We start from the raw sequence: 12868 nt of genomic DNA, 5'->3' as shown, positions 1-12868 counted from the left end.
TACAGCAGCACCATGCAAATCTCCCGGCTGGTGGACATGCCAGCCGGCATGCCGACGCACGTCGGCCCCGCTCAGGCGGCTTATTGCGCAACTCGGGGCGACGCCACCGTCAGTATTCGAGCCATGCGAGTCAGGTTACTGGCGAGCATCGTCAGCTTGAAGTGCTGATCGACGCGCCGGATGCCGCGATACACCGTCTGCCGAATCCGGCCCACCGTCTTGCCCCAACCGAAGTGCTCTTCGATGCGTTTGCGGATGACTTGGCTGATCCGGTAGCCGGCATGCCGCGAGGTGCGGCCGTCGATCGCGCTGCCGCCTTGGCGGGTGTCGTTGCGTGCCACGTGCGGCGTCACCTTGCGTGCCCGGCAATCGCCAACGAAGTCGCGCATGTCGTAACCCTTGTCGGCGCCCAGCGTCTTGGCATGGCGGCCCGGTACACAATCAAGCAAGCGCAGGGCGCTCGCGCGTTCGGCAAAGCCGTCGGCATGGCTCACCACGGCACCCACCACCAGGCCCGAGCGGTTCTCCATGAGAATGTGTCCTTGGTAAGCGAGGATGGCCCCGCTTTGCTTGCTCTTCCTGAACAGGCGTGCATCCGGATCGGTACTCGACTGGTGTGTCTCGTTGCTGCGCCGCTGGCCACGCCAGTCAGTGTCGGCGTTGCGAGCGCCACCCGCGGGCGGCTCGTCGCCCGGGCCGTCCTTGGGGCGGAAACTCTTGTGGCTGGCCCAGGCCTGGATCAGCGTGCCATCGACCGAGAAGTGCTCGCGCGAGAGCAGGCCACGCTGCTCGGCCAAGCCCATGACCTTGGTGAAGAACGCTTCGACGACCTCGTGTTCGAGCAGCCGGTCGCGGTTCTTGGAAAACGTCGAGTGGTCCCACACGGCGTCCTCGATCGCCAGCCCGACGAACCAGCGGAACAGCAGGTTGTAGCGCATCTGCTCCATCAGCATGCGCTCGCTGCGCACCGAGTACAGCACCTGCAGCAGCAACGCCCGCAGCAGCTTCTCCGGCGCAATCGACGCGCGGCCGCTGTCCGCGTAGATCACGCTGAACAATCCGTTGAGCTGCTTGAGCGCTTCGTTGACAAGTTGCCGTACCGGCCGCAGCGGGTGATCGGCCGGCACGAAGTCTTCCAGCTTGACCGTTGTGAACAGCGGTTCTTGCATCTCGTCCATTCCGCGCATCGCTCTCATTGCCCAAGGTCATGAACACGATATCCATAACGCGCGACTCTCAACGCCCGTTTACGCTGGGCCCAAATTCAACAGCCTGCTAGGGTCTGTTTACATACGGAACGTGCATGCGTTGCCACGAGAACGGCCGCTCGCGAGGCGCGTGACGCGGCGAATACTGGACGTATTCGCAAGAAGCGCAACGCGGCGAGCGGCCGTTCTCGTGGCAACCCCGAACTTGGAATCCATTCCAGGGGAATGCCCGAAATCGCCCGTAGGGCGGCGTCGCTCGTCGCTTGTCCCCCAAGGGGACTTCCTTCGGGGCGTTTGGCTCGGCCAAACGGCACTCCTCACTTCTTGCCCTACGGGCGATTTCGGGCATTCGCATGCACGTTCCGTATGTAAACAGACCCTAATCCGCCCGCCACGGCGTCAATCGCCGCTGCAACGCGCGCAAGCCGATTTCCAGCGCGAGCGCAATCGCGCCGATCACGAGGATCCCCGCGATCACGACGTCCGTCACGAGGAACCGCGACGCCGAGTACACCATGAAGCCGAGCCCGCGCGTCGCCGCGATCAGCTCCGCCGCGACGAGCGTCGACCACCCCGCGCCCAGCGCGATGCGCACGCCGGTCAGGATGTCGGGCAGCGCGCTCGGCAGCACGACGTGGCGCAGCAGCTTGAAGCGCGTCGCGCCGAGCGAAGCGGCCGCGCGCAGGCGGCTTTCCGATACGCCGCTTGCGCCCGCGGCGGTCGCGATCGCGAGCGGCGCGAACATCGTCAGATAGATCAGCAGGACTTTCGACGCATCGCCGATCCCGAACCAGACGACCATCAGCGGCAAGTACGCGAGCGGCGGAATCGGGCGGTAGAACTCGACGACCGGATCGACGACGCCGCGCACGATCCGGTTCGTCGCGATCAGGATGCCGACCGGAATCGCGGTGACGACCGCGAGCGCGAACGCCGTCGCGATCCGCGACAGGCTCGCGAGCAGATGCTGGCCTAGCGTCGCATCGTCGAAGCCCTCGGTGCTCAGCACGACGAGCTTGCGCAGCACGGCCTCGGGGCCCGGCAGCAGCGCGGCCGGAACCCATTCGAAGCGCGCCGCGAGCCACCATCCGGCGACGAGCGCGACCCACGTCGCGAGCGCGGCCGCGTGGCCCGCATGCACGCGCAACCCGCGGCGCTCGCGCAACGCCGCGGCGGCCGCGTTCGTCGCCGAAAGCGGCAGGGCGAGATCGGAATTCGGTTCGGTCGCGGCCAACGTCAGACCTCCTCGGTTTCGCGCATCAACTGCTCGACGAGCGCGAGATGGATTTCGGTGAAGCGCGGATCGCTCTTGATCGAGCGCATCGATTCGCCGTGCGCGTAGCGCCGCGCGAAATCGAGCGAATGACGCGCGACGATCCGGCCCGGCCGCGGCGACAGGATCAGCAGCTCGGTCGCGAGCAACACCGCTTCCTCGACGCTGTGCGTGATCAGAAAGACGCCCTTGCCGGTCGCGCGCCACACGTCGAGCAGCAGCGTCTGCATGTGCTCGCGCGTCAGCGCGTCGAGCGCGCCGAGCGGCTCGTCCATCAGCAGGAACGACGGGTCCGCGGCAAGCGCGCGCGCGAGCCCGACGCGCTGACGCATGCCGCCCGAAATCTCGTCGATCCGGTGCTGTTCGAAGCCCGCGAGCTTCACGAGCCGCAGCACGTCGCGCGCCCGCGCGTTGCGTGCGTCGCGGCCGACGCCCTGCATCCGCAGCCCGAACGCGACGTTGTCGATCACGTTGAGCCACGGCATCAGCGCGTCGTCCTGGAACACGACGCCGCGATCGGCGCCGGGCCCCGTGACGGGCGCGCCGTCCACGCTCACTCGGCCCGACGTCGGCGGCTGGAAGCCGGCGAGCAGCGACAGCAGCGTGCTCTTGCCGCAGCCGGACGCGCCGAGCGCGACGACGATCTCGCCGCTGCCGACCGACATCGATACGTTCTCGAGCGCCGCCAGCGCGCCGCGGCGCGACGCGTAGACGACGGATACCTGTTGCGCGGAAAGCTTCGCCATGCCGGTGCCGCCGCGTCGGATCAGCGCGCGGCGACCGACGCGCGGACGAACCGGTCCGTCACCGTCGGCCGATAATCGGGCAGCACGCGGTCGATCTTGCGCTGCTCCTTCAGGAAGCGCGCGGTCGACGCGATCGCGGCGGCCGTCCCGCCGCCGAGCAGCTCGGGCGACGCCTGCTCGGCGGCCGTCGGATAGAGATTGCCCGCGAGCAGTTGCGGAATGTCGCCCGTCGTCGCGCCGCTCAGCCGCGAGATCGCGGCGACCTGCGGCGACGCGCTCGTCCACGCGCGGCCGTTCGCGCGATAGTCGGCGATCGCCTGCGTCGTCACGCTCACGAACTTCGACACGAAATCCGGATGCGCCTGCGCGAAATCGCTGCGCACCGCCCACAGGTCGAACGTCGGCGCGCCCCACTTGCCGACCTCGGCCGAATCGACGAGCACCTTGCCGCCGCTCGCCTTCGCGCGGCCGAGCGCCGGGTCCCACGTGTAAGCGGCGTCGATCACGCCGCGCTCCCACGCGGCGACGATCTCCGTCGGCCCGAGGTTCACGATCTTCACGCGCTGCGCATCGATACCCCAGTGCTTGAGCGCGGCGAGCAGCGCATAGTGGCAGTTCGATGCGTAAGGCGTCGCGATCGTCTTGCCGACGAGATCGGCCGGCTTGTCGATATGCGCGCCGCCGCGCACGACGAGCGCTTCCGACACGCCGGTGAGCGCGTTCAGCACGACCGCCTGGATCGGCACGCCGCGCGACACCGCGGCGGTGAACGGGCTCTGCCCGACGTCGCCGATCTGGACATCGCCGGATGCGAGCGCCGCGACGACGTCCGCGCCCGAATCGAAGCGGCGCCAGTTGATCTTCCAGCCGGTGGCCTTCTCGTACGCGGCTCCCGCCTGCGCGAGCTTCGCCGGATCGGCGCCGTACTGATAGGCGACGTTCACCGTGTCCGCCCATGCGGACTGCGAACGAACCGCGGAAAAAACGGCTACGGCGAGCGTCGCGGCGACGAGGATGCGCTTGAGAATCATGAGGCCTTCCCTTCTTCTGGATGCGTTGAATTCGGATGGCCGTCGAGATTACCGGGATGCGCGCCGTCTGTTAAACAACGAAATCTGCGAAGGATATGAGACGGCGCATTCGGCGATTGCGCCGGGCCGGCTGCAATCCCGGCGCAACGATAAGCAATGCGGATTTCGTTGGTTCACCGCACGCATGCGCTTTGCGAGACTCTCCGGCTTTCCGCCACGCGCGGCGCACGAGCGCCGGCTGCGCACGCAAGCCGCGCTCCGACGCCGACACACCGAATCCGGACCGACGATGACCCGACTGAAACTGACCCGACTGACACCCGCGATCGGCGCGATCGTCGACGACGTGGACCTCTCGAACGCGACCGACGACCTGCGCGACGACCTCCGCGCCGCGCTCGCGCGCCATCAGGTGCTGTTCTTTCGCGGCCAGCGCCTGAGCGCGGTCCAGCATCGCGACTTCGCGGCCGGTTTCGGCGATCTGCACGTTCATCCGATCTATCCGTCGCATCCGGATGCGCGCGAGATCATGGTGCTCGACAACGCCGTGTTCGACCTGAAGGACAACGCGATCTGGCATACGGACGTGACGTTCGTCGAAACGCCGCCGCGCGCGTCGATCCTCGCCGCGCGCACGCTGCCCGAGACGGGCGGCGACACGCTGTGGGGCAGCGGCTTCGCCGCTTACGACGCGCTGTCCGATCGCGTGAAGACACAGCTCGACGGCCTCACCGCGCAGCACGACTTCACGAAGTCGTTTCCGCTGAAGCGCTTCGGCCTCACAGCGGAGGATCGCGCGCGCTGGGAAGAAACGCGCGCGACGCATCCGGGCGTCACGCACCCCGTCGTGCGCACGCATCCGGAGAACGGCCGCCATGCGCTGTTCGTCAACGAGGGCTTCACGACCGAGATCAACGAGCTGCCCGACGAAGAAAGCGCGGCGCTGCTGCGCTTCCTGTTCGCGCATCAGTCGCGGCCCGAGTTCACGCTGCGCTGGCGCTGGCAGCCGGGCGACGTCGCGTTCTGGGACAACCGCTCGACGATCCACTACGCGGTGAACGACTATGGGAAAACGCACCGGGTGATGCATCGCGCGACGATCGTCGGCGACCGGCCGTATTGAGCGGGCGGCGCGGCGCCGCGCGCATCGCGCGACGAAGCCCGCCTGCGTCAATCCGCGAGCCCCATCAGCTTCGCAAGCAGCGGCCACCGGTCGAGCGCATCGTGGTACGCGAGCCGCGCCTGCTCGTCGAGATAGCGCGACGGATCGATCTCGCGCACGCGGCACGCGAGCCCTGCAATGTCGTTCGACGGCAGCGGCTCACCGCCGCGCGCCATCGCCGCCGTGTCCGGATTCCCGTTCGTCATTTTTCCTCGATCCATACGCCGTCCGGCGTCTTCACCGCGTAGCCCGTCGGCGTCGTCATCGTCACCGTGCCTTCGTTCTCGCCGATCATGCGCGTCTGCGGCAGATCGGCCGCGTATTGCGACAGCGTCACGCCCGGCTTGAACGGACTGTTCGACACGAGATTCGACAGCAGTTGCGCGACCGCGAGGAAGCTCGCCGGCGCGTCGATCACGGTCGTCGCGCCGTGGTCGCCCTTGAAGCCGACGAGCCGCACGCCGACCGGCCCGTGCACGATCCGCGGCGTCGGAATCTCGCGCAGCCCCGCCACCTGCTTCTCGTCGCCGCGCAGCGCCGCGCCGTGCTCGGGCACGAACACGATCACCGCGCGGCGGCCCGATGCGGCGACCAGATCCGCGAAGCGGTCGAAATCGTCCATCAGCTTGCGCGCGCGCAGCGGATACGAGTCGAGGCTCGACATCCGGCCGCTCGTCAACTGATTGCCGTCGTGCAGGCTGATCGTGTTGTAGTACAGCGCGACGGGGCCCAGGGTCGCGCCGCGCTTCGCGTACCAGTTCGCGAGCGTCGCATAGTCGTCCTTGATCGCCGAGCCGTCGAACGCGTGCATCGCGACGGGCGCGTCCGCGTTCGGGATCATCGGCGCGTTCGGCACGCCGATGTTGTCGCGGATCAACTGCAGGAAATTGTCGAAGTGGCCGTCATGGTTGAGCAGCGTCTGCGGCGCGAAGCCGGCGCCCGCGAGCTGCGCGAACAGATGGCACTGCGCGGGCGCGGGCTTGTACAGGTCCGCGTGCGCCTCCTGCCCGCAGCTCGCGCGCAGCACGCGGATCGCGGCCGGGCCGCTGTAGCTCGCCGCCGTGCTGAAGTGCGTGAACAGATAGTCGAAATGGCCCAGCAGCGGATGATTGCGCAGCTTCGCGACGTCGAGGTCGTCCCACGACAGCGAACAGACGTGCAGCACGATCACGTCGAACTGCGTCGCCGGATCGGTGCTCGGGCGGCCGAACGTCACCTGCCGCTGCGATTCCTGCGAGCGGAACGCGGCAAGCGCCGCGTTGTGATCCTGCGGCTGCGCGGCACGCCCCGTTTCAACCGGCCCGGACGCGGCCCCGGCGGCCACGGCCGCCGCGTCGAGACGCGCGAGCGCCGCGCTGCCCGCCTGCCACACGGGCAGCGCGATCAGCGCGAGCAGCACGAACGTCGCGACGCGCAGCCAGCGATTGACGATCAGATAGCCGATCACGACGCCGAGCGCGATCAGCGCGAGCATCGGCGGCACGAAGCGCGGCACGAGCTCCATCCAGTAGCCGACGCTGAACGAGCGCAGGCTGCCGAGCGTTTCGACGAGCCGCGCGAACGGCGGCACGTCCGCTTCGTAGTACATCAACGGCACGCCGATCACGAACGCGAGCGCGTGGCGCAGCAGCCGCAAGCCGCGCCGCCTCACCGGCGAGCTCAGTGCGAGCGCGAGCGCGAAACCGAGGTTCGCGATCCACAGCGGCTTCAGATGGCCCGCCGCGAACAGATAGAGCTTCAGAATGAAATACAGATTCCAGAACGTCATCGACGTGGCTCCGTCGTCAGTTGAATCGGCGCGTCAATGACGCGTCCGGTCGGCCGCGCGTCTTGCCCGCATCGCGCTCGTCGCGGCCCGCAGCATCCGCGCGTAGCCAGCGAACCCCATCGCGAGCACCTCCTTCAGCCCGCGCAGCGGCGCGTCGTCGGCGTCGCGGTTCGCGTCGCGCCAGTCGAGCCACGCGTCCGCGCGGCCGAACGTGCACTGCACGAGCTGGCGCTCCTGCTCGAGCGTCAGCCGCTCGAACTGCACGCCGAGATGCGTGGCGTCGACGCGGGTCACGCGCACCGGGAAATGGAACGGCCGGTCGCCGCGGCTCACGCAGACGTCGAACGTGTCGCCGAGCGCGATGCGCGCACCCGGCACCGCATCGAGCCCGAGGCCGCCCGCCGAGTAGTCCTTCGTGTGGCACGCGGCCGTCGTGCCGTCGGCGAGAAGCAGCGTCGCCGGCACCCGCATCGCGATCCGGTGCGTGACGCGCACCTGTTTCGCCTCGCGCGCGACCGCGAGCGCCGCGCCGAGCATCGCGAGGTTGTACAGCGCCCACGCGACGTTCATCAGGATCGTCGACGCCTCGTCGCCGCCGCCCGCGGCAAGCCGCACGCCGCCCGCGAAGATCGCCGCGACGTTCAGCACGAAGAGCGCGAGATAGGGCCTGGACGTCGCCCAGTCGACGTAACCTTCGTCGATCCGCCCGCCCTTCGCGGTCACGTTGAACTTGCCGTGCTTCGGGCTCAGGAACGCGATCGTCGTCGGCAGCGCGATATACCACGCGAGCACCGATTCGTACACCTCGGCCCAGAACGAATGCCTGAAGCGCCCCTGCATCCGCGCGTTCGCGACGTGCGCGAGCGCCATGTACGGCAGCACGTAGCTGGCGAGCGCGAGCGCCGACGCGTTGATGAAATACAGGTGGAAGAACAGGTACGCGATCGGCATCGTCAGGAACACGAGCCGCGGAATGCCGTAGAAGAAATGCAGCATCGCGTTGCCGTAGCACACGCGCTGGAAGAAACCGAGGCCGCGGCCGACGAACGGATTGTCGATCCGGAAGATCTGCGCCATTCCGCGCGCCCAGCGCGCGCGCTGCCGGATGTGGCCCGCGAGGCTTTCGGTCGCGAGGCCCGCGGCCTGCACGGTCGGCAGATAGGCGCTCGTGTAGCCGCGGCGATGCAGCTTGAGCGCGGTGTGCGCGTCCTCGGTGACGGTCTCGACCGCGACGCCGCCGACCTCTTCGAGCGGGCCGCGCTTGAGCACCGCGCACGAGCCGCAGAAGAACGCGGCGTTCCACAGGTCGTTGCCCGCCTGCACGAGCCCGTAGAACAGGCTGCCCTCGTTCGGCACGCGGCGGAACGTGCCGAGGTTGCGCTCGAACGGGTCCGGCGAGAAGAAATGATGCGGCGTCTGCACGAGCGCACAGTTCGGATCGCGAAGGAATGCGCCCATCGTCGTCTGCAGGAACGAGCGCGTCGGCACGTGATCGCAGTCGAAGATCGCGACGTATTCGCCGTGCGTGCGCGCGAGCGCGCTGTTGATGTTGCCCGCCTTCGCGTGGCGATTGTCGTCGCGCGTCAGATAGCCGATGCCCGCATCGCGCGCGAACGCCTCGAACGCCGGGCGGCGGCCGTCGTCGAGCAGATAGACGTTGAGTCTGTCCGCGGGCCAGTCGAGGCTCTGCGCGGCGAATATCGCCGGCTTCACGACGGCGAGCGGCTCGTCGTATGTCGGAATGTAGACGTCCACGCTCGGCCAGCCGGCGGGATCGTCCGGCAGGCGCGCGACCGGACGCTCGAGCGGCCACGCGGTCTGCACGAAGCCGAGCACGAGGATGAGCCATGTGTACGCCTCGGCCGCGTACAGCAGATAGCCGACGCACGCTTCGAGCGGCGTGCGCAAGTCGAGCGTCTCGGTGCTGCGCCACCAGATGTAGCGCGCCATCGCGAGCAGCGCGAACGTCGCGAGCGCGAGCGTCGGCAGGCGGCCCGGCATGCGGCGCAGCGCGAGCGCGAGCGCGGCGAGCGTCGCGAAGAACGCGAACTGGCCCGCCGGCGCGAGCGGCGACGTGCCGGCCGCGAGCCACAGCGCGAGCCCCGCCGCGCCGCTCGCCGGCAGCAGCCAGCGATGCGCGCCGGCGCGCTGCGCGCCGCGCTCGACGCGCTCGCCCCAGCGATGCCACGGCAAGCGGGCGAGCCATCCGTCGATGCGTCGCTGCATGCGGCGCGCGAGCGTCAACGCCGGTACGAGCGTCGCGTCGATCCACGCGAACGGATCGCGCGCGCGCGACCGCCTTTCGTGCGGCGCACGCACGAACGCGCGCCAGAGCCAGTCGCGCGCGCGGCGCGGCCGCGTCACGCCCCATTGCGCGGCGGCCCAAAGAACCGCCGCGCGCAGCCAGTCGCGCGCGACGTCGCGCGTGCCCGGCGCGGGCGCATGGAAGAACACGCGCACGAGCCAGTCGAACGACGAACGCTCGTCGGATACGCCGAGGCCGCGCGCGACCCAGCCGCGCACGCGCGCGGCCGCGCCGCCGATCCGTCGACGAAATGCCGCGCGCGCCGTCATGCGGGCGCCCCCGTCGCGTCGCGCGCGGCCGGCGCGCCGAGCCATGCGTCGACCCAGCTCGCGACGCCGTGCAGATCGTGCGACGCCTGCGAATGCGGCGCGTCGTCGAAGAACCACGTACCGCGCGCGAGCGCCTCGGGCAATGCCGCATCGAGATGCACGCGCTGCTCGAGCACGACGCCCGGGCCTGCCGCCGCACGCAGCATCGCGAGCACGTCGCGCTGCATGTCGCGCGCCGGGTTCAGCCGGTTCACGACGATGCGCAGCGCGCCCGCGCTCGCCGCGCGCAGCTCCGGCAGACGTGCGGCGGCCGTCGCGCACGCGGCGGGATCGGGCGGCACGACGCACAGCGCGAGATCCGCGCAGCGCAACGCATGCGCCGCCTGCTGCGACGGGAAGCGCGCGGTGTCGATCAGCGTCACGCCTTCGGCCGGCAGCGCGACGTCGGCGAGCGAGCGCGCGAGCCATTCAGGATCGGCGGCGAGCCGCGCGTCGCACGCGAGCGCCTGCGCGGAATCGACATGGCCGTACGGCACGAACAGCACGCCATCCGCGCTGCGCCACGTGTGCGCGTGCCACGCGCCGCCCGCGCCCGCCAGCGCGCGCGCGACGCCCGCCGGCGCGAACGCGTCGAGCCCGAGCTGCACGCCGAGCAGGTTCTGCGGATCGAAATCGAGCGCGACGACCGGCCGGCCGCCGCGCGCGAGCAGCGCCGCGAGCGCCGCCGTCAGCATCGTGCGACCCGCGCCGCCCGTCGTCGAAACGATCGCGATCGTCTTCATCGCCCGTCCCGCCGTTCGCGTTGCGCGGCCGACGGCAGCAACCGCGCGTGCAGCGCGACCGGTTCGATCGTGCAGTGGACCGCGTCGCGGCGATCGAAATCGCGCGGCAACGACAGCCCGCGGCCGGTGCCGCCGCGCGACGCGACGAGCCGGATCGCAACGGCGATCACGATGCCGGCGACGAAGCCGGCGACCATCAGCGAAATCATTCGGCCTCCCTGATGCGCAACGGCATCGCGTCGCGCGTGGCGGTGCGGGCGCGCGCGTGGGCGATCGCGCCGGCAGTGCGCGGCCGGTGCGGTCGCGGCGCGTGCGGCGTAACCGTCGGTGTAATCGGTGCGATCGGCGGCGGCACGACGATTTGCGCAGTTCCGGTCGATGCGCGCGGCGCGCGTTCGGCCGACGAACCATCGTTGCGCGCGGGGGGCCCGCCCGCCGCCGCCGAGAAGAGATCGCTGTAATCGGCGATTGGCGCGCGCCGGTTCGCCGCGTCGAGCGCGTTCAACTCGTGCTCGATGCTTTCTTCCGCGAGATGCACGACGCGATCCGCGATCCGCTCGATCGGCACGCCGAAGAGATGGCCGAGCACGTCGTGCGCATCGGCGAGTTCGCAGGCGAACAGGAACAGGTACAGGTGCTGCGCGTCGGCGGTCAGCACGTCGCCCGCGCGGCGCAGCGTGCACGCGCGCAGCGCGTGCGCATGCGCGACGCCTGGCAGCAGCGTCAGCTTCACGAGCGTATGCGACAGCGCGAGCACCGCACTGCGCTCGAGCACCGCGCGCGCATGCGAGCAGAACGCGCCGACGGGCAGATAGCCGAGCACCGTGTCGCCGAGCGACGCGGCGAGCGCGGCCCGATAGTCGGCCGCGACCGGGCGCGCGTACAGTTGGCCCCGCAGCGAACGCAGCACCGCGAGCACGCGCGAGAACGGCAGGTTGCGCGCGACGACCTGGTTCGCGCCGAGGTTCAGCGCGAGCTGCTCGAACTGATGGCGCATCGCCTCGCCGCGCTCGACGACGATGATCTTCAGCGCGCCGCCGCACCGCAGGCGCAGCGCGTGGATCGTCGCGCACAGCGCCTCGAGCTGCGCGCGGCCGGTGAACGCGAGCACCGCGGTCGCCGCATGCGCGCCGTCGCAGGCGTCGAGCACCGCGGCGTTGTCGTCGACGATGTCCCAGTCGCCCGGCACCCACGATTCGCGCTCGACCACGCGGCGGCTTGCGACGACGCGCATCTCGTCGAACGCGAGCCGCGCGTCGCCGCGCGCCGCGTGCGCGCCGGCCGCCGGCACGGCCGTGAGCCGTCCGTCGCCCGTGAAGCGCAGCGCGCGCAACTCGCCTGTGGCAACCGCGCCGCGCGCGCGCCAGAAATCGACCCGCCAGCGCAGCTCGCCGTGCGTGCGCTGCAATTGCGCGACGCCTGCGCAGGCGCCGTGAAATCCGCCGCGCGCGGCGGGCGTGCGGTCGACGGCGAAGGGGGCGGCGCGATCGTCGATGCGATCTGCTGCGCGATCGTCGCCATGCGTGTTGTCACGCGTGGCGGGCGCGATGCGCGACGCTGCCGTGTGCGGCGTGCCGGCGCGGCTCGCGTCGGCCTCCGCCGCCTGCGGATCGATCAGCAGCACGAGCGCGATCCGATGCGAGCGGCACCAGCCGGCGAGCGCACGCCCTTCGTGCGTCAGCGCGGCGGGATCGTGCCAACTGAGCCAGCGCTCGGCGCCTTCGACGAAGTACAGCGCGTTCGCACGGAAGCGGTAGCGCTTCAGCGCGCGCAGGCCGCCGACGAGGCGCGCGAACGCGGGTGCGGGTGCGGCGTCTCGTTGCGAGGGTTGCGCCGGTTGCGGATTCAGTGCGTCCAGCTCGTCCGGCGTATCGAATGCGGCCGACGCGTCCCGCGTGTTCGTATCGCGCGGCGGCATCGCGAGCACGTTCAAGCGCCTCGGCCAACCCCGCGCGTGCACGCCGTCGACGAAGCCGATCTCGCGCAGCCGCGCCGCGACCTCCGCGCGCTCGCGCGCGAGCACGACCGTGACGTCGCGCGTGCGCGCATGCCGGACGCTGTCCCGGATCAGCGCATCGCACGCGCCCGTGCGCGCCGCCGCGTACACCACGTACAGGCCGCCCGGCGCGAGCTCGGTCCACTCGTCGGGCAGCGCGTCGATCGCGAGCCGGTTCGTCGCGCTCGCGCGCTCGCGCGGCATCGCCGCGCGCGACCACGCGCGCCACAGCGCGCGCAGACGCCCGAGCGCGCCCGCGTCGGCTTCGCCGCTTGCGGACCGGATGGAAACGGGATCGGTGGATTTCAAGCGTGAGTCGCTCATCTCG

Annotated in this window: 11 protein-coding genes; 1 reads left to right on the top strand and 10 read right to left on the bottom strand. The window is 70.3% G+C overall.

What is annotated here, in order from left to right; all coding sequences use genetic code 11:
• Positions 1-80 precede the first annotated feature (80 nt).
• The 4 genes from WS92_RS06685 to tauA form a co-directional block, all read right to left on the bottom strand.
• Positions 81-1178: an IS5 family transposase gene (locus WS92_RS06685; RefSeq protein ID WP_082761070.1), complete on the bottom strand. Its 1098-nt coding sequence runs from the start codon at positions 1176-1178 to the stop codon at positions 81-83.
• Between the two features lie 409 nt (positions 1179-1587).
• Entirely contained in the window at positions 1588-2442 is an 855-nt protein-coding gene (locus WS92_RS06680; protein WP_059932249.1) for an ABC transporter permease subunit, read from the bottom strand.
• A 2-nt stretch (positions 2443-2444) separates the two neighbouring features.
• Positions 2445-3227, bottom strand: a complete 783-nt coding sequence (locus WS92_RS06675) for a taurine ABC transporter ATP-binding protein (RefSeq protein WP_059932251.1) — start codon at positions 3225-3227, stop codon at positions 2445-2447.
• Positions 3228-3247: 20 nt separating this feature from the next.
• Positions 3248-4258, bottom strand: coding sequence for a taurine ABC transporter substrate-binding protein (gene tauA / locus WS92_RS06670; protein WP_006028947.1), 1011 nt, complete (start codon positions 4256-4258; stop codon positions 3248-3250).
• 289 nt (positions 4259-4547) lie between these two features.
• On the opposite strand from tauA, the gene tauD reads away from it, so the two are divergent.
• On the top strand, positions 4548-5381 hold the full coding sequence (tauD, locus tag WS92_RS06665; protein ID WP_015603273.1) for a taurine dioxygenase: 834 nt from the start codon (positions 4548-4550) through the stop codon (positions 5379-5381).
• A 47-nt stretch (positions 5382-5428) separates the two neighbouring features.
• On the opposite strand, the gene WS92_RS06660 is transcribed toward tauD, so the two are convergent.
• Genes WS92_RS06660 through bcsE form a run of 6 tightly spaced genes read right to left on the bottom strand, consistent with a single transcriptional unit; the run spans position 5429 to position 12864 of the window.
• Positions 5429-5626, bottom strand: coding sequence for a hypothetical protein (locus tag WS92_RS06660; protein ID WP_059932254.1), 198 nt, complete (start codon positions 5624-5626; stop codon positions 5429-5431).
• Positions 5623-7188 carry a cellulose biosynthesis protein BcsG gene (gene bcsG, locus WS92_RS06655; protein ID WP_059932256.1) on the bottom strand — a complete coding sequence of 522 codons (1566 nt, stop codon included), beginning with the start codon at positions 7186-7188 and terminating at the stop codon, positions 5623-5625. Before bcsG ends, WS92_RS06660 begins: the two co-directional genes overlap by 4 nt.
• Positions 7189-7221: 33 nt before the next feature.
• A complete protein-coding gene (gene bcsA / locus WS92_RS06650; RefSeq protein WP_059932350.1) occupies positions 7222-9762 on the bottom strand; it encodes a UDP-forming cellulose synthase catalytic subunit in 2541 nt (846 codons plus the stop codon).
• A complete protein-coding gene (bcsQ, locus tag WS92_RS06645) occupies positions 9759-10544 on the bottom strand; it encodes a cellulose biosynthesis protein BcsQ (RefSeq protein ID WP_059932257.1) in 786 nt (261 codons plus the stop codon). The genes bcsA and bcsQ overlap by 4 nt, the downstream gene beginning before the upstream one ends.
• Complete coding sequence (locus WS92_RS06640) at positions 10541-10753, bottom strand: hypothetical protein (RefSeq protein ID WP_059932259.1); 213 nt, start codon at positions 10751-10753, stop codon at positions 10541-10543. Before WS92_RS06640 ends, bcsQ begins: the two co-directional genes overlap by 4 nt.
• Positions 10750-12864: a cellulose biosynthesis protein BcsE gene (gene bcsE / locus WS92_RS06635; protein ID WP_059932261.1), complete on the bottom strand. Its 2115-nt coding sequence runs from the start codon at positions 12862-12864 to the stop codon at positions 10750-10752. Before bcsE ends, WS92_RS06640 begins: the two co-directional genes overlap by 4 nt.
• Positions 12865-12868: the final 4 nt, after the last annotated feature.

It is taken from the genome of Burkholderia sp. MSMB1588 (assembly GCF_001546925.1).
Classification (GTDB): domain Bacteria; phylum Pseudomonadota; class Gammaproteobacteria; order Burkholderiales; family Burkholderiaceae; genus Burkholderia; species Burkholderia humptydooensis.
This window is presented reverse-complemented; position numbering and strand designations above follow the sequence as displayed.

Coding starts and splice junctions, on each gene's coding strand:
- WS92_RS06685 (WP_082761070.1), bottom strand. CDS start 1,178: ATGGACGAGATGCAAGAACCGCTGTTCACAACGGTCAAGCTGGAAGAC.
- WS92_RS06675 (WP_059932251.1), bottom strand. CDS start 3,227: ATGGCGAAGCTTTCCGCGCAACAGGTATCCGTCGTCTACGCGTCGCGC.
- tauA (WP_006028947.1), bottom strand. CDS start 4,258: ATGATTCTCAAGCGCATCCTCGTCGCCGCGACGCTCGCCGTAGCCGTT.
- tauD (WP_015603273.1), top strand. CDS start 4,548: ATGACCCGACTGAAACTGACCCGACTGACACCCGCGATCGGCGCGATC.
- WS92_RS06660 (WP_059932254.1), bottom strand. CDS start 5,626: ATGACGAACGGGAATCCGGACACGGCGGCGATGGCGCGCGGCGGTGAG.
- bcsG (WP_059932256.1), bottom strand. CDS start 7,188: ATGACGTTCTGGAATCTGTATTTCATTCTGAAGCTCTATCTGTTCGCG.
- bcsA (WP_059932350.1), bottom strand. CDS start 9,762: ATGACGGCGCGCGCGGCATTTCGTCGACGGATCGGCGGCGCGGCCGCG.
- bcsQ (WP_059932257.1), bottom strand. CDS start 10,544: ATGAAGACGATCGCGATCGTTTCGACGACGGGCGGCGCGGGTCGCACG.
- WS92_RS06640 (WP_059932259.1), bottom strand. CDS start 10,753: ATGATTTCGCTGATGGTCGCCGGCTTCGTCGCCGGCATCGTGATCGCC.
- bcsE (WP_059932261.1), bottom strand. CDS start 12,864: ATGAGCGACTCACGCTTGAAATCCACCGATCCCGTTTCCATCCGGTCC.